This window comes from Herbaspirillum sp. ST 5-3, assembly GCF_004804275.1.
Taxonomy (GTDB): domain Bacteria; phylum Pseudomonadota; class Gammaproteobacteria; order Burkholderiales; family Burkholderiaceae_D; genus Noviherbaspirillum.
Genome location: NZ_STGI01000008.1, coordinates 74,906 through 98,391, shown reverse-complemented (window position 1 = coordinate 98,391; position 23,486 = coordinate 74,906). Strand labels below are relative to the sequence as shown.

17 protein-coding genes and 1 tRNA gene are annotated in these 23,486 nt (G+C 59.0%); 14 read left to right on the top strand and 4 right to left on the bottom strand.

The genetic code is table 11. The annotated features are described in order from the left end of the window. Positions 1-448: 448 nt before the first annotated feature. Positions 449-3,742 (bottom strand): UvrD-helicase domain-containing protein, encoded by a 3,294-nt coding sequence (locus E6W33_RS16420; protein WP_211097358.1) that lies wholly within the window; start codon positions 3,740-3,742, stop codon positions 449-451. Continuing rightward, a complete protein-coding gene (locus tag E6W33_RS16415) occupies positions 3,742-6,444 on the bottom strand; it encodes a PD-(D/E)XK nuclease family protein (protein ID WP_136418394.1) in 2,703 nt (900 codons plus the stop codon). Before E6W33_RS16415 ends, E6W33_RS16420 begins: the two co-directional genes overlap by 1 nt. Positions 6,445-6,757: 313 nt before the next feature. Here E6W33_RS16415 and trxA point away from each other — a divergent pair, with 313 nt between their 5' ends. The 5 genes from trxA (at position 6,758) to E6W33_RS16390 (ending at position 12,295) form a co-directional block, all read left to right on the top strand. Beyond that, positions 6,758-7,084: a thioredoxin TrxA gene (gene trxA / locus E6W33_RS16410; protein ID WP_136418393.1), complete on the top strand. Its 327-nt coding sequence runs from the start codon at positions 6,758-6,760 to the stop codon at positions 7,082-7,084. Positions 7,085-7,196: 112 nt separating this feature from the next. Beyond that, complete coding sequence (gene rho / locus E6W33_RS16405; RefSeq protein WP_136418392.1) at positions 7,197-8,462, top strand: transcription termination factor Rho; 1,266 nt, start codon at positions 7,197-7,199, stop codon at positions 8,460-8,462. A gap of 201 nt (positions 8,463-8,663) precedes the next feature. Continuing rightward, entirely contained in the window at positions 8,664-8,930 is a 267-nt protein-coding gene (locus E6W33_RS16400; protein ID WP_136418391.1) for a type B 50S ribosomal protein L31, read from the top strand. A gap of 276 nt (positions 8,931-9,206) precedes the next feature. Continuing rightward, complete coding sequence (locus E6W33_RS16395) at positions 9,207-10,922, top strand: glycosyltransferase (protein WP_136418390.1); 1,716 nt, start codon at positions 9,207-9,209, stop codon at positions 10,920-10,922. A 2-nt stretch (positions 10,923-10,924) separates the two neighbouring features. Beyond that, positions 10,925-12,295 (top strand): MATE family efflux transporter, encoded by a 1,371-nt coding sequence (locus E6W33_RS16390; RefSeq protein WP_211097357.1) that lies wholly within the window; start codon positions 10,925-10,927, stop codon positions 12,293-12,295. A 31-nt stretch (positions 12,296-12,326) separates the two neighbouring features. Here the strand turns inward: E6W33_RS16390 and E6W33_RS16385 are convergent, their stop codons facing one another. Further along, a complete protein-coding gene (locus tag E6W33_RS16385) occupies positions 12,327-14,282 on the bottom strand; it encodes an APC family permease (RefSeq protein ID WP_136418388.1) in 1,956 nt (651 codons plus the stop codon). Between the two features lie 146 nt (positions 14,283-14,428). Between E6W33_RS16385 and E6W33_RS16380 the strand changes: the two genes are divergently transcribed. Next, positions 14,429-14,515 (top strand) — tRNA-Leu (locus E6W33_RS16380). A 214-nt stretch (positions 14,516-14,729) separates the two neighbouring features. Further along, complete coding sequence (locus E6W33_RS16375; protein WP_136418387.1) at positions 14,730-15,638, top strand: 5'-nucleotidase; 909 nt, start codon at positions 14,730-14,732, stop codon at positions 15,636-15,638. Positions 15,639-15,698: 60 nt separating this feature from the next. Here the strand turns inward: E6W33_RS16375 and E6W33_RS16370 are convergent, their stop codons facing one another. Then, positions 15,699-18,011: an NADP-dependent malic enzyme gene (locus E6W33_RS16370; protein ID WP_136418386.1), complete on the bottom strand. Its 2,313-nt coding sequence runs from the start codon at positions 18,009-18,011 to the stop codon at positions 15,699-15,701. A gap of 255 nt (positions 18,012-18,266) precedes the next feature. Here E6W33_RS16370 and E6W33_RS16365 point away from each other — a divergent pair, with 255 nt between their 5' ends. From E6W33_RS16365 to E6W33_RS16335, 7 genes are all read left to right on the top strand, one after another. Further along, on the top strand, positions 18,267-18,740 hold the full coding sequence (locus tag E6W33_RS16365) for a rubrerythrin family protein (RefSeq protein ID WP_136418385.1): 474 nt from the start codon (positions 18,267-18,269) through the stop codon (positions 18,738-18,740). A 52-nt stretch (positions 18,741-18,792) separates the two neighbouring features. Continuing rightward, positions 18,793-18,957 (top strand): rubredoxin, encoded by a 165-nt coding sequence (locus tag E6W33_RS16360; protein WP_136418384.1) that lies wholly within the window; start codon positions 18,793-18,795, stop codon positions 18,955-18,957. 28 nt (positions 18,958-18,985) lie between these two features. Beyond that, on the top strand, positions 18,986-20,170 hold the full coding sequence (locus E6W33_RS16355) for an FAD-dependent oxidoreductase (RefSeq protein ID WP_136418383.1): 1,185 nt from the start codon (positions 18,986-18,988) through the stop codon (positions 20,168-20,170). A gap of 69 nt (positions 20,171-20,239) precedes the next feature. Then, positions 20,240-21,208 (top strand): thiamine-phosphate kinase, encoded by a 969-nt coding sequence (gene thiL, locus E6W33_RS16350; RefSeq protein ID WP_136418382.1) that lies wholly within the window; start codon positions 20,240-20,242, stop codon positions 21,206-21,208. Continuing rightward, positions 21,205-21,729 (top strand): phosphatidylglycerophosphatase A, encoded by a 525-nt coding sequence (locus E6W33_RS16345; protein ID WP_247869670.1) that lies wholly within the window; start codon positions 21,205-21,207, stop codon positions 21,727-21,729. Before thiL ends, E6W33_RS16345 begins: the two co-directional genes overlap by 4 nt. Positions 21,730-22,107: 378 nt before the next feature. Beyond that, on the top strand, positions 22,108-22,593 hold the full coding sequence (locus tag E6W33_RS16340; RefSeq protein ID WP_136418381.1) for a CinA family protein: 486 nt from the start codon (positions 22,108-22,110) through the stop codon (positions 22,591-22,593). Beyond that, positions 22,593-23,471: an alpha/beta hydrolase gene (locus E6W33_RS16335; protein WP_136418380.1), complete on the top strand. Its 879-nt coding sequence runs from the start codon at positions 22,593-22,595 to the stop codon at positions 23,469-23,471. The genes E6W33_RS16340 and E6W33_RS16335 overlap by 1 nt, the downstream gene beginning before the upstream one ends. Positions 23,472-23,486 lie beyond the last annotated feature (15 nt).

The window sequence follows — 23,486 nt, the reverse complement described above, 5'->3', positions numbered from 1 at the left end:
GGCCGGGAAAAATCAGCAGGCGAACTTGCGGCAGGATAGTCAGCGCGGATGAAGGCTAGCGTAAGCAAACTCAAGCACTGTATATAAGTACAGTAAATACTAAACAAACCGCGCCACAATATCAATACCTATTTGGTAGCTTTTTTAAAAAATCGTTGCGTTCGATTTTTTGTTTAACGAGCCACACGCATGGTTTGCAACATCTTGTTTATCAAGAAAAATAAGAAATATTGGCGCGGCACCCGGAAACGCGAGGCTTAACCACAGGTGGCGATGGTTCTTATTTTTTCAAGACTTTAGGCTACCAAACAGCGCGCTCTTCAGATATGAAAAAAGCCATGTCTCCATGGCATTTTTCATACTGGCCTGCTTGAACAATGTGTGGCTTGCGGATAGTCATTACCACAAGGAATTTACCTGGACGGCCGCCCCGCAGTCCTCACCGGCATCACTCCATTTCCCAGAGTTTTCCATCCGCAGTAATCAAAGCCGTCCTCAGCGTCTTCCCCGGAAAGACTTGTGCCGCAGCGAGTCGATAACGCGATAACTGCTGGCGATAAAGAATTCGTTCGCTGTCGAGCAGGTCGCGCTTGTAGTCGAGAATCCAGACTTCGTCATGGCAAACGACGGCGCGGTCAAAACGCAGCAATTCATCCCCGGTCATCACCTCCATCTCATTACGGGCAAAATGAAAGTGCGTTGGATTGAAGAAGCGCTCCAGCTCAGGCTTCGACAAGACTTGCAAGGCATGTTCGCGCACCGTGACGGCCATTGCCAATGTGCAGCGCAACCAGCGCGCAATCTGTATCGCGTCAGGCACGCATATCGGCCACCTCGGCAGATTCGTCAATCGTTCAAGCAAGGCGTGCAAGGCGATGCCTTCATCAATTGCGATGCTTTGCGGCGCGGCCGTCTCCTTGCGCTCGCCGAGAAGCGGCGGATTGAAAACAGGAATGCAGAATTCCGCATTGCCGGCGACGCCATCCGAAGCCAGCTCGACTTCCGCTTCAAACACGGTGGTCGGCACATTCTGCAGACGGTGGTACCAGCTACCCTTGGTTACCCCGTCCTCCAGCGTGCCGCGGGCGCCTGCCACGCCGCTGACGATCAGGATATGCTTCGCGCGGGTGATGCCGACATACAAGAGGTTCCAGTCTTCCTGCTGCTTGAATGCTTCTTCCGCCGCAAACAGGGCATCGCGCGCGGCGCCGCGTTCCTGTCTGCGGCCGAAGCAGGAAAAATGCGTCGGCGCGTCCGCATCCTGCGGCCAGTCGCACAGAATGCCGCAGTCGTCGCGCGCAGGCTCGCTGTGATTGGTATCAACCATGACGACGATCGGCGCTTCCAGCCCCTTTGCACTGTGAATGGTCAGGATGCGAACGGCGTCCACCGCGGCGTCGACGGCCGCTTCATCCGGCGCGTCGCTTTCGGCTCCCTTCTTCAGCAAGCGCAATGCATCGATGAATTTCGGCAGGCTCGGATAGCGGCCGGAATCCAGGTTCAGCGCCAGTTCGGTGAAGGCCTCGATATTGCCAAGCACCTGCGCACGGACCACCGGTTGGGCAGCCTGCGCATAACGCGCGACCAGTTCGCCCTGATGGAGTATCACGTCGATCAGGTCATGCACCGGCAGGCGCGGTGCCGCGTCGAGCCATTGCCTCAGCAACTGCACGGCGCGCAGGATGGCCGGCGATGCGTCCGCCGCGCCTTGCATGCGCTCCCACCAGGCAGGCTCGCTGCGCTGGGCGAGTGCAATCAGATCATCATCGCTTGCCCCGAAAACCGGTGACTTCAGCACATGCGCGAGCGCACGGTTGTCGCCCGGCGTGATCAGAAAACTCAAGAGCGCGATCAGGTCCGCCACCTCCAGCGACTCCAGCAGACCACCTCGCTTGCCCGACACAAACGGAATGCCTGCTTCGCGCAATGCGCTTTCATAGGCAGTCAGATAGGTCCGCTTCTTCACCAGAAGCATCACGTCGGACCACTTCGCCGGCGTCCCATTTGCGGTCAATTCGCGCATCGCATTGATGATTGCGCGCGCCACTGCCCGCCCCTCTTCCACGCGACGTTCGTCATCTTCTTCGGGTCGCGGTGTACTTAGCGGATCGCGCAATGCGAAGGTCGTGACCGCAGCCACTTCATTCTCCGCTGCCCGGATCAGGGGCAGGCGCCACACCATGCCACCTTGTGCGCCAAGTGTTGTCTGCGGCGAGAAAATCGGATTGGCGGTGAAACTCGCATTGAGTATCTCGATAATGGCAGCCGCATTGCGGCGCGTCCGGTTGGTACGCAGCACATCCGCGGCAAGCTGCGCAAGCATGTCGCGTGCGGCGATGAAAACCCGCGGCTCGGCGCGTCGAAAGCGGTAGATCGACTGTTTGGGGTCGCCCACCACGAACACGCTCGGCTTCTGCGCATCGTCGCCGTAAGCGGCCAGCCAAGCTCGCACGATGCTCCATTGCAGCGGATTGGTATCCTGGAACTCGTCCAGAAGGATATGCCGGTAGCGCGAGTCGAGGCGGCTCTGCAGATAGGCGGCATGGCCTTCGTCGGTCAGCAAGCGATAGGCATGCCATTCCAGGTCGCCGAAATCGAACACGCGCTGCTCGGCCTTGACCGCCTGGTAATGGGCCAGATAAGCATTTCCCGCAGCGAACAGCGCTTCATTCAGCGCCAAGACCTGGCACTCGAAGCTGCGTTTGCGGAGCTGTTTGAGCTCTTCGCCGATCGCTTCAAATTCCGCATCGAAGACATTGCAGCCGTCGATTCCCAGCTCTTGTTCCAGCGCCTTGGTGAGGTCCTTGGTCTTTTGATTCTTGCGCGCGTCGCCATCGCTGTCGAAGAACTCGTGACAAAGCGCATCGAATGTCTCGATGCTCGCGCCAGCGCTCAATGCCTTCTCGATCGCTGTGGCGCGCTTCTGGTTGACCGCCGTACCGCGCCCGAGCAGCGATGCGACCTTGCTGACGCGCGCTTGCAGTTTCCCGTCAGTCCACAGCGACAGCCTCGCGTCGGCGATGCCATCCTCGCCGCACAGTTCACGCAGCCATTCCAGTGGCACGTGCTGGCCGTCTTGTGTAATCGCCCACCATTCCGCCCGTTTGTCGACGAATGCATCAAGCAAACGCCTGGCGTTCCAGTCGCCGACCATTTCGTACAGCGACATCAGCGCCTGTCGCACATCCCGTTGATCGTCCACGTTCAGCGCTTGCATGAATCGGCTGTACGCATCCATTAGCAGCTCGCCGGTCGCCTCGGTCAGCGTATAGCCGTGAGGCACGCCGGATGCGAGCGGAGCAATCTGGATCAAGCGTGCGAACCAGCTATGGAAGGTGTCGATCGAAAGGCTCTGCGGACTCGCGAGTACGCGCTCGTACAAGGCACGTGCAGCAGGCAGCACGCGCGGCAGGTCCGCCTCATCGATCCCGCGCTCCAATAACAGGTCGCGTACCGCGTGCTCCGGTTGCAGCGCGAGTTCATGCAGCAACTGCAAAAGGCGCTCGCGCATTTCCTGCGCGGCCTTTCGGGTGAAGGTGATCGCAAGCAGCTCCGACGGCTCGGCTCCGGCCAGCAGCAGGCGCAGCATGCGCGCCACCAGCAGCCATGTCTTTCCACTGCCGGCGCAAGCCTCTACCACAACAGAGCGCGCGGGGTTGCATGCAATCCGCGTAAATTGCATCGCATCGACCGCCTGGCCGTTCGCTTCGTAGGCGCGTGGAGAACCGGTCTGCGTGCGCATCACCACGCTCCCTTGCGGCACAACCCGCGCACTTCGCAGTACACGCACACACGCTCGATGCCGTATGCGGCCAAGGGCGCTCCCTGCGCTATCGCGCCTATGCTCGCGGCAATCTGCATCTCCAGCATCTGTTGCCAATCGGTGTAGTTCTTCGCCTCGGCATCGCCGGTCTTGTCCTTGGTGATTTCCAACGCGACGAAATGCGCGGCGGATACCGGCAAGTCGGACAAGATGCCATAGAAGGCCAATTGATGGTCCTCGGCTTCCTTGATCTTGTCGCGCAGAATCTGCAGCGGCTTGGTCTTGTAGTCGAGCACGGCACGCTCTCCATCGCCGTTTTCATCGATGCGGTCGATATAGCCGTGCAATGTAACCTGTCCTCCGTCCCAGGACAGAATCTTGTCGAAGCGTTTTTCCCCTGCGACGAAGCGCCAGCCCTGGTCTTCCCTTTCGTTGGCCCAGGCAAGATATGCGGGAATCACTTTCTGCCATCGCGCGTAATAGCCCAGCGCGGCCGCACTCTGCGAAAGCGCTTCGGCAAATACCTTTTCCGTGATGTCGCGCAGCAGGCTCTCACGCTCGGCAGGAGCGACGTTCAGGTCGCGCACACTTTCATGATAGGTTTTCAAGATTGCATGCAGCCAGTCGCCATAGTCGCGCTTTTCCGGCATGTCGGACAATTCGTCGAGCCCGTTCAAACCGAGCATGCGCGTGGCGAAAAACTGATAGGGGCAGGCCACGAGACTGTTATAGCCGCTGGCGGACAGCTTGCGCGGCAATAGCTGCGGTGCGATCGGCGCAGGCATGACGGGCGGCATGGAACGCAGCTCTTGCGGCGCGATCTCGGCGCGATGCATCGGCAGTTTGTCAGCGCCAGCGCGCTCCAGCGTCAGTTGCAGTCGCTCTATCCAGCTACTGATCGCATTCGGCTCGCCGTTCTTTTGCGACTGCCACGACAACACCACTTCAGGAGCCGCGCTTAACAACTCGGCGAAATCGCGCAACTGCGTGCGCTGCCGCACCTCGCGCGTCGCCAGTCCAAGTTCGCGTCGGACGGCATTGGCAAAAAACAGGGTTTCCTGCGAGTCCGATGGCAAATGGTCCGCGTCCGCGCCCACCATAAGCACGGCATCGAAGTTTCGAAGTCGAGCGCCGTTCAGATGCAGCATCACGACGCGCCGGTCGGATTCGATCGACACGAACGGCGTCGATTCAAGCTGCAGGCTGAGAAATGCGCGCCATTCCGAGAACGAGAACGAATGTGTCACTGCCTGACAGTCCTGCATCAGCATGTCAAGCAGCGCAATCACCTGGGAGCCGGCCGCATCGGCCGCCAGCGCGTCGCGCATGCCTAGCGATTCGAGCGCAGCGCTGGTCACCTCGCCCCATTCTCCAAGTGTCCTTCGCCCGCTGAACAGGCCGGCCTGCTCGGCAATCCGCTGCAGCAGTTCCCTTGCCTGCGGCGCATCCCTCAGTGCGGACAGTACCGCATCCCAGCCGCCCAGCACGTTGAAACGTCGAACCGCATGTTCGATCTCCATCACGCGCGCGGCCTTGTCCGCCATGTCGGGAAGCAGGAAAGGCGACTTCAGCAAATCGAGCAGCGCGACAGTTTCCGCCCGTGTACTGACAACATCGAGCAAAGCCGCAATTGCCGCAGCGGTCCGCGTCGTGGACAGCTTCCATCCCGTTTCATCCGCGACGAAAATATGTGCGCGCTCCAGCAAGGCGCGGATCCGTCGCGCGACCACGCGGTCCTGGGCAATGATCGCAATGCGGCTCTTGCCTGCTTGCAGCCAGTTGATCACCGTTTGTGCGCCGCATCGCGCCTCCTCTTCCAGGCTGTCGGCTTCCGACAGCGCCAGCCCTCGCGGCGTCACGATTTCGCTCGCACCGAGGGCGAGGAACGAATCGCGACCGTCTTCGTCCAATATCTCCGGCCAGGCACTCGCAAACACGCTTGCAACTGCGTTGGCGCGCCAGTCCGGCAGGACGGGCAATAGTGTTTGTTTGTCCCCGTAAGCTTTCAGGAAAGCCGTTTGCAGGCTGTCCGGCGCTTCGGAGTTGATCCATATCAAGGGGGCGTCGGCGTCAGCCGCCAATCGCATCATGCGGGCAAAGCAGACCGCTGTCGCATCGCTGGCGTCGAGCTGGCTTTTCCACAATGACCACACTAATTGCGCCTCGTCCGACAGGATGTTGCGGGCAGGCAGCGGCAATTGTTCCAGCGCTGCATGCCATCGCTCCTCGGCAGCATCGGGCGACAGTTGCATGGAAGGAAGCAAGGCGGTCGTCAATTCGTCGAACAGCGTCAGCAGCATCTGCGCCAATGGCAGCAGATCAGTATTGCGCCTTGCGGAAAACAGCTTTTTCAGCCACGCGTGCTGCCGTAGTTCGGCGTACAGCAGCATCATGCGCTCGCTACCGGGTGTCGCGACTGCCTCATGCTCTTCTGGCGGCAGCATTGAAAGCCAGGCGGACATGGTGGTGATCCGCGGCGGAATGAAAGGCCGGCCAAGGCATGCCGCCAAAGCCGCTTTCAGATGTTGGGCATGCACGAATCCCGGAACCACCACCCGCACGCTCGATAAATCGCGCAATTGCGGATCGGCGTCTGCCAGGGGCCCGTTTTCCAGCAAGGAGTGCGCAAGTACGGGCCAGAAATCGGCGGACGGCGGAATCAGCAAAGGGCGCAGCAGCATGAAGGTTCGCTAAGAGTTTGGGCCGGGTGGGGAAACGATAGCGCAAGCAATGCGCCCGAATGTGTTCGCCATTTTATGCGAGTCGGTCAAAAATTAAGACGCGTCTCTACACTTTTCGTAAAAATCGGTTATGATTTACCCAACACCCCGCCGCATTACGTCTTGCAGCACCCTTCAATATCCTTGAACTCGTGCATGACGTCTCCACTTGCTTGTTACCACCCCGTACACGCTGTTCACGGAAATTGAGTAAGATTAGCAGGCGTGCAGGCGCATAAATTGACATCTTAGAGACCCTCACATCGAGGAAACCATGAGCGAAAACATTAAACACATCACTGATGCGTCCTTCGATTCGGACGTTCTGAAATCCGACAAGCCGGTACTGGTCGACTTCTGGGCCGAATGGTGCGGCCCCTGCAAGATGATCGCCCCGATCCTCGAAGAAGTGGCAAAAGAATACGATGGCAAGCTGCAGATCGCGAAAATGGACGTCGACGCCAATCAGGCGGTTCCGGCCAAGTTCGGCATCCGCGGCATTCCGACGCTGATCCTGTTCAAGAACGGCGTGCCCGCCGCACAGAAAGTCGGCGCAATGGCAAAAGGACAGCTGACGTCCTTCATCGACAGCAATATCTGACGCCGACGAGGCGGTGCGTCCGCACCGCCTGTTTCGCGTTTTAACTTTACCCGTTTGATCATCCTCGCAGTTCCCTCCCCCACCTGACTTTTCCCATCTCGGGACACTCACTATGCATTTATCTGAACTTAAGCAGCTCCACGTCTCTGCCTTGCTGGAAATGGCGATCGGACTTGAAATCGACAACGCGGCCCGTCTGCGCAAACAGGAATTGATGTTCGCAATCCTGAAGAAGCGCGCGAAGGCCGGCGAACAGATTTTCGGCGACGGCGCACTCGAAGTCCTGCCCGACGGCTTCGGCTTCCTGCGCTCGCCAGACGCCAGCTACATGGCGTCCACTGACGACATCTATATCTCGCCTTCGCAAATCCGCCGTTTCAACCTGCATACCGGCGATTCCATCGAAGGCGAAGTCCGCACCCCGAAGGACGGCGAGCGCTACTTTGCATTGGTGAAGGTGGACAAGGTCAACGGCGAAGCACCGGAAGCATCCAAGCATCGCATCCTGTTTGAAAATCTGACACCGCTGCATCCGAACAAGGTGATGACCCTTGAGCGGGAAATGCGCGGCGACGAAAACATCACCGGCCGCATCATCGACATGATCGCGCCAATCGGACGCGGTCAGCGCGGCCTGCTGGTGGCATCCCCGAAGTCCGGCAAGTCCGTGATGCTGCAGCATATCGCGCACGCCATCACAACCAATCACCCGGACACCGTGCTGATCGTGCTGCTGATCGACGAACGCCCGGAAGAAGTGACCGAAATGCAGCGCTCGGTGCGCGGCGAAGTGGTCGCTTCGACCTTCGACGAGCCGGCCACACGCCACGTGCAGGTCGCCGAAATGGTGCTGGAAAAAGCCAAGCGCCTAGTCGAAATGAAGCGCGACGTGGTGATTCTGCTGGACTCGATCACGCGTCTGGCACGTGCCTACAACACCGTGATCCCCGCCTCCGGCAAGGTGCTGACCGGCGGTGTCGATGCCAATGCGCTGCAACGTCCGAAGCGCTTCTTCGGCGCGGCGCGCAACGTCGAGGAAGGCGGCTCGCTGACCATCATCGCGACCGCGCTGATCGAAACCGGCAGCCGCATGGACGACGTGATCTACGAAGAATTCAAGGGCACCGGTAACATGGAAGTGCATCTCGAGCGCCGCCTGGCCGAGAAACGCGTCTACCCGGCAATCAACCTCAACAAGTCCGGCACTCGCCGCGAGGAGTTGCTGATCAAGCCGGACCAGCTGCAAAAGATCTGGATCCTGCGCAAGCTCCTGTACGGCATGGACGAGATCGAGGCAATGGAATTCATCCTCGACAAGATGAAGTCGACCAAGAACAACGCCGAGTTCTTCGAACTGATGCGACGCGGCGGAAGCTGATCGCTCCACCCTACGGCGAAAACGGGCGCTTGCAGGGCAGGCGTCCGTTTCGTTTGCGAGTCGCACAAGCAACTTCGCAAACCCATGATTTTATTGTACAATCTCCCGTTTTCACCCCCGGCAAGTGATTGGCAATCGGGTCAAGAAGCAACAGGACCGACGAAGTGCCGGTTGGCTACCAAAACATTCCAGAGGAAAAACATGAAAGAAGGCATTCACCCCGATTATCGCGAAGTCGTTTTCCAGGACATGTCCAACGACTTCAAATTCGTCACGCGTTCCACCATCCAGACCAAAGAAAAGATCACCTTCGAAGGCAAGGAATATCCGCTGGTGAAGCTGGAAGTGACCGCTGAATCGCATCCGTTCTTTACGGGCAAGCACAAGATCGTCGACACGGCCGGCCGCGTGGAAAAATTCCGCCAGAAGTTCGGCAATCGCGGTTCCAAGACCCAGACCGCGGGCTGATCCTTGCCGTACTGAGCAAAAAGGCAGCCATGGCTGCCTTTTTTGTTTTATCGCGCAGTCTTGCGGCGACTTTTGCGGCACAATATCGCCGGGCTCAATAAAATCCTAGAAAAAGCAAGGCGGTCCAGAAAACATCAGACGCGAAAAAATCAGACCCTTGTTTCAACGAGCTTGCGGTCGGATCCGGAATCAGACACACGCTCGGTCTCTTCTTGACTATTTTCGCGCCTTTATGCTTTTCGCGGCCGCATCAAAGAACAAGCCAACCATCCCCACATGAAGCCAGTCCGCCTCCCCGCAGCCGCCACGAATGCGCTTCCACGCTGGGTCCTGTTCGCACTCTGCCTGCTTTACATACTGCCCGGCCTGATAGGCCGCGACCCATGGAAGACCGATGATGCCGCCGGGTTCGGTATCATGTGGACCATGGCGCACGGTGGACTCGACGATTGGCTGTGGCCGCATATCGTAGGATTGCCTGCAGCCGACAAGGGACCGCTGGCGTTCTGGATAGGCGCTTTCTGCATCAAGCTGTTCGGTAGCGTGCTGGGCGACGCAGGCGCGGCGCGCATTGCGACAGTGGGCTTCTTCCTGCTTGGCTCGCTTTCCGTCTGGTACACGACCTACCTGCTGGGCCGCCGGCCCGAGGCCCAGCCGCTGCGCCTCGCATTCGGAGGCCAGCCGGAACCCAGCGATTACGGCCGAACACTGGCCGATGGCGCGTTGCTCATTTATCTCGGCTGCCTCGGCTTGCTGGTCCACAGCCATAGCACCAGCGCAGAAGCCTTGCAGGTATCGCTGATCGCCTTCTCACTCTACGCAAGCGCTCGTCTGTTCGAGCTGCGCACATGGCGCGCTGCGGCACTGCTTGGACTTGCACTCGGCCTGTCGGTGCTGGCGCGCGGCTGGGTCCTTCCGCTTGCATTGTGGGCCGGGCTGCTCATGCTGACATCGCTGCGCGAGCGCTCGCTCCTGCTCAAATTGTGTGCGATTGTCCTGCCGATCGCAGTCATGGTGGCTGGCTCCTGGATTCTCGCCTGCCGCATCGTGCGCCCGTTCAACAGTTCACCCTATGACGCATGGATGCTCTGGAACTACCAGCAGCTCGCCCTGCCGTCCTGGGACAACATCAAGCATCTCTTCAAGAACGGCATCTGGTTCGCATGGCCGGCCTGGCCGTTCGCCGGATGGGCGGTATACGCCTGGCGCAGACAATACCAGGCGCCACATATCACCTTGCCGCTGAGCTTCTTTGGCGTTTCCATTTTACTTATCCTGTTCAGTGGCCATTCGGACGAAAGCATCTTGCTGCCAATGCTGCCGCCGCTGGCGATTCTTGCGGCATTCGGCTTGCCGACCATGAAGCGCGGCGCGATCAATGCGGTGGACTGGTTCTCGGTCATGACTCTGACAACTTGCGCTGGCTTCATCTGGCTCGGCTGGATAGCCAAGCAGACCGGCTGGCCGGCGCAATTGGCGCGAAATGCCTTCAAGCTCGCGCCAGGATTCAAGCCCGAGTTCAGCCTGATCGCTTGTGTGGTTGCCACCCTTGCCACCGCCGGCTGGTTCGTCCTGGTTCACTGGCGCGTATCGCGACGTCCTTCCGTGCTATGGCGCGCAGTCGTGCTGTCCTCCGGCGGCGTGATCTTATGCTGGCTGCTGTTGACCACCTTGTGGATGCCATGGATCAATTACGGCAAGAGCTATGCGGGCGTGGCGAAGCAACTTGCCGAGAAGCTTCCGCAAAGCCAGTACTGCATCGATACGAATATTGGTCCGGCACAACGCGCATCATTTGCTTACTTCGGACACGTTTCCTTTGCACAGTTCGACAACGCGCATTGCGATTACCTGCTGTTGCAAGACAATAACGGCAGAAAACCGAATGCCAAAACAACGAACCCGCCCAGCAATGCATGGCGGTTGTTGTGGAATGGACGTCGTCCGTCCGACCGTGACGAGCGATTCCGTCTCTATCAACGCGTGAACTGACGTTGCAAGACGCTCATCGACCCTCCTTCATTCGCCGCATCGGTGCCCTGGCGTGGCCACTATTGATCGGGCAACTGGCAGTCATTGCCAACGGAGTCATCGACACTGCAATGACTTCGCGCTTTTCGGCCACCGACCTCGCCGCCCTCGCTGTCGGTACGTCGATCTACATCAGCATTTTTGTCGGCTTGAATGGCGTGCTTGCTGCGCTCTCGCCCGTAATCGGTCAGTTGTTCGGCGCGCAACGCTTCAAGGCTATTGGCGCCGAAGTCAAGCAAGGGATTTGGCTTGCGCTGTTCCTGACGGTGATCGGCTGCCTTGCCTTGCTATTCCCGCAGCCCTTGCTGTCGCTCGCTCATGCTTCCAGCGCGCTGAATGACAAGGCATCGCTTTATCTGCGCATTCTCGCGCTGGCACTGCCGGCCACTCTGGGCTTTCGTATCTATGCCTCGCTTAATACCGCGATTGGCCGACCGAAAATGGTGATGGCCTTGCAGATCGGCGCGCTGGCGCTCAAGGTACCGCTTAACGCCCTGTTCATTTTCGGCGGCTTCGGCATCCCGGCTCTGGGCGGGCCAGGGTGTGCGGTAGCAACGGGAATCACCGTCTGGGTGATGTTTCTGATATGTGGCCTCATCGTGCGCGTCAATCCATCCTACCGGCTGTTCGGCGTGTTCGGCACCGGCCTTGTCGGACCGGTTTGGACCGCACAGCGCGAACTGCTCAAGCTCGGCATTCCGATGGGACTGAGTTATCTGATCGAAGTGACCGCATTCACCTTCATGGCCTTGTTCATTGCGCGCCTGGGAGACATTGCGGTAGCCGGGCACCAGATCACCGCCAATTTCGGCACCGTGCTGTACATGATCCCGCTGGCGATCGCAAACGCGACAGGAACGCTGGTTGCGCAGTCGGTCGGCGCTCGCGATTTATCCACGGCGCGGCGCATCGGATACGCCGGCATTCGCCTGGCCGCCGTCCTGTCGGTGACGATAGGATGCATTGTGTGGCTGGCACGGGGAGCGATTGTGCGGGCCTATACACCGAATGAAGCCGTCATCGCGGCGGCGCTCCCCTTGTATGTATTCATCGCCTTCTACCAGTTGTTCGACGCGGTCCAGGTCACTACCGCATTCGTATTGCGCGCATACAAGGTCGCCGTCATTCCCACGCTGATGTATGCCGTCGCGCTCTGGGGTGTCGGTTTGGGAAGCGGCTACGTGCTGGGCCTGAACCCGTTCGGCATCAGCCCGCGTGTGTTGCAGGGCGCAGCCGGCTTCTGGATGGGCAATAGCGCCGCATTGGCACTTGTCGGTGCCGGCCTGCTCTGGTATCTACGACAAGTGCAACGCAAAGTTGAACAGGTTAATTGATACTGCAATCTCGGTGAGATGCGCTTGCTGATCAGACTTTCATCGGCAAAATCACCATCTGCAAGCTTTCAAAGTGCAGGCGTCGTTGGATGGCGAGGGCCGCCTGGTTGTGCAACAACCGGGTGAACCAGTTGTCGTGTTCGAAGACCAGTTTGCTGGTGAAGAAAATGGAACTCGGATATTCCTTGTTGATCGTTTCGCACAGCTTCGTTACCTCATCCACGACATCGGTACCGAAACCAAGATATGCTGCGGAGGCCATGCCATGGCTATGGCAAAAATCGACAAAGTATTTGAGCGTGGCATTCGCTTCGGCGCGCATATGCTCCACCGCGCCCTCGCCGCCGTAGGCATGCGCATCAACGGTGCGGGCATTGACGAAGATGAAGTTCTTGAAATGTCCCGGGAACATGCGCTGCACCCAGAGCAATGCATGCAAGCCGCCGCCGCGCGAGGAGCCGACGATGAACACTGCCGTCTGGTCCTGGGGATTCGGTTCGACCGGGCCGACATGGGAGCCGAAGGGCTGGTTCGCAAATACCTGATCGACTGAGTGAATCGCTTCCTTGGTATCGCGGTAGTGATTGCGTATGTAAATGCACAGGCCTGCAATCGCACCGATGATCACCGCCGCCGCCCAGCCGCCAGCCGTAAACTTTTCGACCAGCAGGACCAGAAGGATGCCGGCACAGATAACAAATCCGATGAGCGATAACAAGAAGCGGCGCAGCCAGTACCGCTGGTCCTTGTGTTGCCACCAATACAGGCACAGACCAAACAGAGAAATCGCAAAGGTCAGGAACACCGAAACCGAATACAGAACGACCAGCAAGGTAACACTGCCGCCGGTCCAGAACAGAATGGCCAGCGCGGCAACGCCCATCACCAGAATGCCGTTCTGCGTCACAAGGCGCGTGGACAGATAGCGGAATTTATGCGGCACCCAGGAATCCGCCGCCATGTTGGAGAGTACCGCCGGGCCGCCAAGAAAGCCCGTATTGGCGGCGACGAACAGGAGCCCTGCTTCAAAGGCAAGCACGAGCGTCAGAACGATGTTATTGGTCCAATCGCTGAGTCCGATACTCGCGATGATGGCGCGGAAAGTCGAAGCATTCAGCGTCTGCCCCTCAACCGGTTTCGCGTCCCACAACAAATAAAGGAGGATGATGCCGCTCGCAGTGAATGCAAGCGATAGCGCCATGTAAATCATGGTCATCTTGCCCGTATGCACGCGAGGTTCTGCCAGGATGTTGACGTTGTTGGAGACGGCTTCCAGGCCCGTATAAGTACCGCCGCCCTGCGAATATGCAAGCAATAGCATGCCGGCGACACTGATCCAGCCAATGTTGCTTGCCAGTGCCTTCGTCTCCGTCAAGGTGTTCGGCACCAGCTCCGGCAAGTGCGCCGCATGCGAAAAGATGCCGAAAACAATCAGCGCGAAATGCGTGACGACAAAGCCGAGGAAGATCGGCAAGAGAATGCGGATCGCTTCCTTCATGCCGCGCAGATTGAGAATAATCAGCACCGCAACGAAGAATGCCTCGGACCAGACCTTGTACGGTTGGAACCCGAGCGGCAGAAGCGATGCGAGCGCCTCGACGCCTGCAGCAACCGAAATTGAAACCGTCAATACATAGTCGAGAATCAGCGCGCATCCGGCAATCAAGCCGAGATACGGACCGACCAGTCGGGTTGCCACGCGATAGCCGCCGCCACCAGTCGGGAACAGTTCGATCACCTGGTTGTAGGCGAGCGCGATGATGAACACGGTAATCGCAGTGGCCAAGGCCATATACAGGCCAAGATGGCTGTGCTCACCGAGCGCGCGGAAGGTTTCTTCCGGACCGTAAGCGGAGGACGACAAACCGTCGGCTCCCAGTCCCACCCATGCCAAAAAGGCGACCAGCGCCAGGGAATGGCGCGTCTCGCTTTTCATGGGATCAAGTGCTTTGCCGAGGACAATCTCGCGGATTTTGGCAGGCTTCATTATTGTTGTTGGATTACCGGTGCTTGGCGGTTTTCACTGAGCGAAGTAGGCGATGATACGCCTTTCGATTCTGGTGTGACAACGTAATCGCGCCGCCGTGTGTTGCTCGATCGCTGCAAATAGGTGATAATACTAGCTTGTGTGTCGCCGAGATGGCGGAATAGGTAGACGCACGGGACTCAAAATCCCGCGCTGGAAACAGCGTGCCGGTTCGATTCCGGCTCTCGGCACCAAAGACCTGCAACAATATCAGCGCACCCTCGGCGGTGCGTTTTTCATTTCGGGCGGCGCTTTTCACGGCTTTCCGCCACTCCAATGCGTTCGACATCGATTCAGTATGACCGGCATAAACGTTCTATACTGAGCAAGTTGTGATGGCACAACGATCCATATCGCTTTTCCTTGCCTGTATCCGAAATCAACTTCCTGTCTGAAATAGCGTGATTCATGCCCGTCTCACTCGATAACCTGCTCGTCGTCGGCATTTCTTCCCGTGCCTTGTTCGACCTGGAAGCGGAAGAAGCAATTTTCCGCACGCAAGGGCTGGATGCCTATCGGCAGCATCAGATCGAGAATGAAAACGAGATCCTGAAACTGGGTGCGGGTTTCGCACTGGTGCGCGCATTGCTCAAGTTGAACGTGCTGGTCCACAACCAGCGTTTCGTCGAAGTCGTCATCATGTCGCGCAACTCGTCTGAGACGTCGATGCGTATTTTTAATTCAATCAAACATTACGACCTCGACATCACGCGCGCAGTTCTTTCCGGTGGCGCGCCGCTTTCTCCGTACCTGCGTGCATTCAACGTCAGCCTGTTCCTGTCGTTGCATGAAGACGATGTGCAGGCCGCGATCAATTCCGGCGTGGCGTCAGCCCTGCTCTACCAGAAGCCGGACAATGCCTTTGAGGAACTGGAGCAGATCCGCATCGCCTTCGATGGCGACGCAGTGATTTTTTCGGACGAGTCGGAACGGATTTTCCAGACGCAAGGCATTGAAGCATTCGAGAATCACGAGCGCGAAAATGCGATGAAGCCTTTGCCCGAAGGACCATTTGCACGCTTGCTGAAAGCGCTGTCCTATATCCAGAACAATTTCAAATCCACCGATGGAAGGGCAGCGCCGATTCGAACTGCGCTGGTGACTGCGCGATCTTCGCCGGCACACGAACGGGTGATTCGCACTTTGCGCGCATGGAATGTTGCAATTGACGAAACCTTCTTCATGGGCGGCGTTGCCAAGTCGGATGTACTGGCAGCCTTCAAACCCCATATCTTCTTCGACGACCAACCCGGGCATTGCGACCGCGCTGCGCCGCTGGTGCAAACCGGGCTCGTTCCGGTCAAGCAGATTTCTTAGCTAACATATGCCGTTCACCCCTCACGTGAGGGAGCGAACAGCACAGTTCTTCCGGTGAGATCAGCGATCCGCCACCGCATCCATCACGCACAGCGCGGCCATGTTCACAATGCGACGCACCGTGGACGACGGTGTCAGCACATGAACCGGCTTGGCGCAGCCGAGCAGGATCGGGCCGATCGCGATTCCGTTGCCCGCCGCTGTCTTGAGCAGGTTGTAGGAAATATTCGCGGCATCGATGTTCGGCAGGACCAGCAGATTGGCTTCGCGCGTGAGCGGCGAGTCGGGCATCATCGTCTTCAGCAATGCCGAGTCGAGTGCGGTGTCACCGTGCATCTCGCCATCGACTTCCAGATCCGGCGCCATTTCGCGAATGATGGCGAGCGCGGCCCGCATCTTTTTGGCGGACTCGCTGTTGCTGCTTCCGAAATTGGAATGCGAGAGCAAGGCGGCGCGCGGATGCAAACCGAAGCGACGCATTTCCTCCGCCGCCAGGATCGTGATTTCCGCGAGCTGTTCCGCCGTCGGGTTTTCGTTGACGTGGGTATCCACCAGGACGATCTGACGGTCAGGCAGGATCAGCGCATTCATCGCCGCATAGACGTTGACGCCTTCGCGCTTGCCGAGCACCTGATCGATGTAATGCAGATGCAGCGGCACGGTGCCGAAGGTGCCGCAGATCATGCCGTCGGCGTTCCCCTTGTGGATGACCATGGAGCCGATCAGCGTGTGGCGACGACGCATTTCCAGCTTCGCATATTGCTCGGTGACGCCCTTGCGACGCGTCATCGCCAGGTATTCCTGCCAGTACTCGCGATAGCGCTCGTCGTATTCCGGGTTGATCATTTCAAAATCGATCTCGGGGCGCATGCGCAGGCCGAACTTCTCGATGCGCTGCGCCAGCACGGCGGGCCGGCCGACCAGGATCGGCTTCGCGAGATTCTCGTCGATGACCACCTGCACGGCGCGCAATACGCGCTCCTCCTCGCCTTCGGCGAAGACGATGCGCTTCTTCGCGGCCGGTGCCTTCTTCGCGATCTGGAAGATCGGCTTCATGAAGGTGCCGCTGCGGTAGACGAATTGCTGCAGACTACTGATATAGGCCTGCATGTCCAGGATCGGACGCGACGCCACACCGGAGTCCGCCGCCGCTTTTGCCACGGCCGGCGCAATCTTCATCATCAGACGCGGATCGAAGGGTTTTGGAATGACGTACTCGGGGCCGAAGGCCAGATTGCTGATGCCGTAGGCAGTGGCAACGATGTCCGATTGCTCGGCCTGGGCCAGATCGGCGATCGCATGGACTGCGGCGATTTCCATCTGGCGCGTGATGGTCGTCGCACCGGAGTCGAGCGCACCACGGAAGATGTACGGGAAGCACAGCACGTTGTTGACCTGGTTCGGATAGTCCGAACGCCCGGTCGCAATGACAGCATCGTCACGCACGGCCTTGACTTCCTCGGGCAGGATTTCCGGCGTCGGATTGGCCAGCGCCAGGATCAAGGGTTTGGCCGCCATTTCCTTGACCATTTCCGGCTTGAGCACGCCGCCGGCCGACAGGCCGAGGAAGATATCGGCGCCCGGGATCACCTCAGCCAAAGTCCGCGCGCTGGTTTCCTGCGCAAAGCGTTCCTTGTCCGGATCCATCAGTTCGGCACGGCCCTTGTAGACGACGCCGGCCAGGTCGGTGACGAAAATATTCTCGATCGGGAATCCGAGGTCGACGATGAGGTCAAGGCAGGCCAGTGCCGCAGCGCCGGCGCCGGACACGACCAGCTTGCATTCCTTGATGTTCTTGCCGACCACTTTGAGGCCATTCAGGATGGCTGCGCCGACGATGATGGCGGTGCCGTGCTGATCATCGTGGAAGACGGGAATCTTCATCCGGTCGCGCAACTTGCGCTCGATGTAAAAGCATTCGGGCGCCTTGATGTCTTCCAGATTGATACCGCCGAAGGTTGGCTCCAGCGCGGCGATGACGTCGCACAGCTTGTCCGGATCCAGTTCGTTGACCTCGATATCGAACACATCGATACCGGCGAACTTCTTGAACAACACCCCCTTGCCTTCCATGACCGGCTTGGCGGCCAGCGGTCCGATCGGGCCGAGGCCGAGCACGGCGGTGCCGTTCGTGATCACCGCAACCAGGTTGCCGCGGGCGGTGTATTTGAAGGCGTTGACCGGATCGGCGACGATTTCTTCGCAGGCGGCGGCGACGCCGGGGGAATAGGCAAGCGCGAGGTCGCGCTGGTTGGTGAGCTGCTTGGTGGGGGTGACGCTGATTTTTCCGGGAGTGGGAAACTCGTGATATTCCAGTGCCGCTTGGCGCAATTGTTGACGAAGCGCTTCTTTTCGGTCAATCGAGGATTCCATGATGCGGCCTTCCTTTTTATCTTACGGAAAGCTTACGATTTTATCAGACTGAATGTCCCGGTTTTATACGTATTTATCCTAGTGGCGGCGAGATTCGCCCCAGGTTTATCGAAAATGCAATTTATTGCGTCGACCCTCCTTTCAACTATCAGATTCATTTAAACAATCAATTTTATTTATTAATAGCTGGTGGCTATTATTCGCTCCATACCGATTGCATTGAATAAATCGGCCTACACTCAACAGGAGCGAACCATGGCAAAACAAGCATCTGTCACGATTCAAAACCTCGAAGCCGCATTTGCCGGCGAATCGATGGCTCACATCAAGTACCGCTACTTCGCAAAGCTGGCGCGTGAAGCCGGCGCTGACGAGGTCGCCAAAATTTTCGAAGAAACGGCCGACCAAGAAGTCATGCACGCGTTCGGCCACCTCGACCTCTTGTACCCGAAGGCGCAACTGACACCCGCCAAGGCGCTTGAGATTGCGATCGAAGGCGAAACCTACGAGTACACCGAGATGTATCCAAAATTCCGCCATCTCGCGGTGGAAGAAGGCAACCAGGCAGCAGTCGCGGAATTCGACGAGCAGATCGCCGAGTCGATGGAACATGCGGATAACTTCAGGCGCACGCTGGAGATCGCTGCCAAGCGCTTTGCCGCATTGGCGAAGGTCGAAGAGCGGCACGCCAACAACTACCGCAAGGTGCTCGCCAACACCGCCAAATAAGCGCGGGAACGCCGACGCGACAAATCACATCCATTGTTTGAGAGGAAAAAATATGAAAACTTACCAATGCATCGTTTGCGGTTTTGTGTACGACGAATCGGCCGGGCGCCCGGAAGACGGCATCGCGCCGGGTACGAAGTGGGAGGACATTCCGGCGGACTGGGCCTGCCCGGACTGCGGTGTCGCGAAGGCGGATTTCGAGATGGTCGAGATCTGAGACGCATGCCGATCAATCGAGGAAAAACATGAATCCCATTGTCGTCATTGGCACCGGACTGGCCGGCTATACCGTAGCAAGGGAATTTCGCAAGCTGGACAAAACCGCCTCCCTGCTTCTTGTCACCGCCGATGACGGCGGTTTCTATTCCAAACCGATGCTGTCGAACGCCTTCGCACAAGGCAAGGAGGCAGCGCAACTGGTCACGCAAACTGCGGCGCAGATGGCAGCGCAACTCGGCGCGACCATTCTGACCGGCGCCCGCGTCGAGAGGGTCGATACAGGAGCCAGGGCGGTGGTTACGAGCGCAGGAGTGTTCGAGTACGAGAAACTCGTTCTCGCTGTCGGCGCGCAAGCGATCCGCCTGAGCATCGAAGGCGATGCAGCCGACCAGGTCATGTCCGTGAACCACGTCGACGACTATCAGCAATTCCGTCGCAAGATTGTCGATGCAGGGCATGGCGCGCGCGTCACGATTCTCGGCGCAGGTCTGATCGGCTGCGAATTTGCCGATGACTTGGCCGGCGCGGGACATCGGGTCACGCTGGTTGATCCGAATCCGCATCCGCTCGCCGCCTTGGCGCCAGCCTCCTTGGCGCGCGGGCTGCTTACGGCGCTGGCCGCACGCGGTATCGACATGCGGCTGGAAACAACTGCCGCTCGCGTCGACCGCACAAAGGGTGCCCTGCGCGTCACCCTCGCCAACTGCGACGCCTTCGACACCGATGTCGTGTTGTCCGCCGTCGGCTTGCGTCCGGATCTGCGCCTCGCACAGTCGGGCGGTCTCGGGACGGCACGCGGCATTATCGTGGATGAGTATGGACAGACAAGCGCTCCCGGCGTCTATGCGCTGGGCGATTGCGCGGAATATGCGGACGGGCACAGCAGCACTCGCGTGCTGCCCTACATTGCGCCGCTGATGTCGGCAGCGCGAGCAATCGCGAAGACCCTGGCCGGCGAGCCGACAGCGATCGATTTGAAGCCGGCCCCGGTCATGGTGAAAACACCGTCATTTCCACTGGCGCTGGTTCCGCCGCCAGTCCGCTGCATGGCCAAAGGTTCATGGCAGGAAACCAGCTACGGCGAACAAATTGTCTGCCGTTTCTATAACGAACAAGGTTTGATGTGTGGCTTCGGCGTCGCGCCGCAAGAAGCGAACATTCGCCAAATCCTGCTTGCCGAACTGGGCAGCAGGGTCGCCGACGCAGCCTGAAGCTTGGCTGCAAGGATGGAACGGGCGGTTCTGCCACAGCAATGAGGTCGCATTCGGTACAATCGTGTCATGTTGTCCGAATTCGACCTGATTGCGCAGTACTTCACCCGCCCCGTGCGTCGCCACGACCGCGTCGCGCTCGGCGTGGGCGATGACTGTGCGCTGCTCGCTCCGTCGGCGGGCATGCAATTGGCGATCTCGACCGATATGCTGGTCGAGGGACGCCATTTCTTTCCCGACACCGATCCCGCAATGCTTGGACACAAGTGTCTGGCAGTCAATCTTTCCGATCTGGCCGCAATGGGCGCGACGCCGATTGCGTTCACCCTGGCGCTCTCATTGCCGGATGCGCGGCCGGAATGGCTTGCGCCATTTTCCGCGGGCATGCTTGCACTGGCGGATCAGCACGGGTGCGAACTGATCGGCGGCGACACCACCAAGGGACCGCGCAATATCTGCATCACCGTGTTTGGCGAGATCCCGACCGGGCAAGCCTTGCGTCGCGACGCCGCGCAACCGGGTGATGACATCTGGATCTCGGGCAGCCTGGGTGAGGCACGCCTGGCGCTTGCCGGTTATCGCAATGAACTCAAGCTCGACCCCGCGGCGCTGGAAGCCGCCGGCAACCGGATGCACGCGCCGACGCCGCGCGTCGCGCTCGGCATTGCATTGCGCGGCATTGCGCATGCCGCCATCGACGTTTCGGACGGTTTGACGGGCGATCTGGGCCACATCCTGGAACGCTCCGGGCTTGGCGCCACGCTGGATGCGGATGCCCTTCCCGTCGGCCCGATGCTGTCGCGGCAAGCAAACGAAATCCGTCGCCGCTTTGCGCTTGCCGGCGGCGATGATTACGAGCTCTGCTTTACCGCGCCGGCCTCCAGGCGCGATGCCATACTGGCCGCGGGACAGGCAGCGTCGACAGCCGTAACGCGCGTAGGGACCATCGACGCCGCGCCAGGCTTGCGGCTGGTCGATGCAGGCGGCGCGGCGCTTGATCTGCAACTGACTTCCTTCGACCATTTCGCATCCCCATGACCACACTGGAATCGGGCCAATCCGCCTGCGTCACCAAACCCAATTCACGTTTCATGCTGTCGCATCCCGCGCATCTGCTGGCGCAAGGATTCGGCAGCGGCCTGTCGCCGGTTGTTCCGGGGACCTCCGGCACACTGTTCGCCTGGTTGTCCTTCAGCGTGCTGACGTCACGCTGGCCGGCGTGGTTCACGCCCTTGCATTGGGCGATCATCGTGACGCTTGGATTCTTTGTCGGCATCTGGGCCTGTCATCGCACCGGGCGCGATCTCGGCATTGCAGACCACGGCAGCATGGTGTGGGATGAAATCATCGCGTTCTGGCTGGTGCTGCTGGTCTTGACGCCATCGAACTTCAACACGCAATTCTGGGCCTTCCTGTGGTTTCGCTTTTTCGACATGGTAAAGCCGGCGCCGATTGCATATTTCGATCGCCGATTCAAGGGCGGCTTCGGCGTGATGTGGGACGATATTGTGGCGGCGTTCTATACGCTTCTGCTATTTGCGATCTGGCGCACGATCTGAGCGCAGGCGAAAAAAACGCGGCCGCAAGGGCCGCGTCAAGCTCGAAACTTCACGCCATGAACACACTGCCGGGTCGCTCGATCCGGCAGCGCACTGTTCCACGCCATTGTGAGTCGGATCAACAACAACTTATTGATGTAGATCATGTCGCACACGTCCGGCGACGTAAAGCTCTTGACCTTGCAAGCCAAAACGGATCTGCGCAAGGAGAGCACGCGGCCGCGTTTTATCGACCCTCGTCCCGGGTTCAAACCACCTAAGCAGCAACTGTGGTGGTAAAGTTAGCCCGTCCGCCTCGGGAAATTCCCCGCTTGCGATTCATGCCGATTTTCTGTCGCGCGACTCACCGGCTATCTACGCACAAATTACGGAGAAAACATGAGTGACATCATTGATCTGGCGGCGCGCGTCGGTCGCGTACTTCAGGCAAAAGGATTACTGCTTGCAACCGCAGAATCATGCACCGGCGGCGGCGTCGCTCAAGCCATCACTGAAATTGCCGGTTCTTCGGAATGGTTCGATTGCGGTTTCATTGCCTACTCCAACGCCTCCAAGACGGAATTGCTTGATGTGCCGGCCGCGTTGATTGCCCAGTTCGGCACCGTCAGCGAAGAGGTTGCCGGCGCCATGGCCGAAGGCGCTCTGGCCAACAGCAATGCACATGTGACGCTCTCGACCACCGGCATCGCCGGCCCGGGCGGTGCGGTTCCCGGCAAACCGGTCGGAACGGTATGTTTCGGCTGGGCGCTCGAACACCATACGTTTACCGAGCGACTGGTGTTTACCGGCGATCGTCAGGCAGTGCGGCAGCAAACCATCGTGCATTCCCTCGAAGGCTTGATGCGCTTTCTGGAACACGCTTGATGCTGGAGCACTTCCGCCATGATCAGCTGCAGGTCAATGGTGTCACCATCAACCTGCGCCATGGTGGCAGCGGTCCACCGCTGCTCCTGCTGCACGGTTTTCCTCAGAGCCATGTCATCTGGCACAAGGTGGCGGACACGCTGGCAAGACAGTTCACCCTAGTGATGCCGGACTTGCGCGGCTATGGCGATTCATCCATGCCGCCGGGTTTACCGGATCACAGCAATTATTCCAAGCGCGCGATGGCGCAGGACATGGTCGAGGTCATGCAGGCGCTTGGATTCACGTCATTTTATGTGTGTGGCCATGATCGTGGCGCGCGCGTCGCACACCGCCTCGCGCTGGACCATCCGCCGGCGGTCCGGAAGCTGATGATTCTCGACATCTCGCCCACGCGCACCATGTACGAGGCCACCGACAAGCAGTTTGCGACCTTGTATTACCACTGGTTCTTCCTGATCCAGCCCGCGCCGGTGCCGGAAACCCTGATCGGCAATAGCGCACCTTTTCTGCTCGAGACGATTCTCGGCGGATGGGGATCAAACGGCGAGAAATTCATCGACCCCGCCGCCATGGCGGAGTACCGGCGCTGCTTCTGCCGGCCGGAAGCAATTCATGCAGCGTGCGAGGATTACCGCGCCGCTGCCACCATCGACCTGGAACACGACCGCGATCATGACGTGCGCAAGATCGTTTGCCCGGTGCATGTACTGTGGGGTGAGCACGGCGTAATCGGCCAGCTTTTCCAGCCCCTGGAGGACTGGCAGGTGAAATGCGAAAAACCGGTGACTGGCAAGGCATTGCCATCCGGGCATTTCATCGCGGAGCAGGTGCCGGAGTTGTTGTTGCAGGAGATGTTGGCATTCTTCAAGGCGTAGCGATGAAGAATGCCA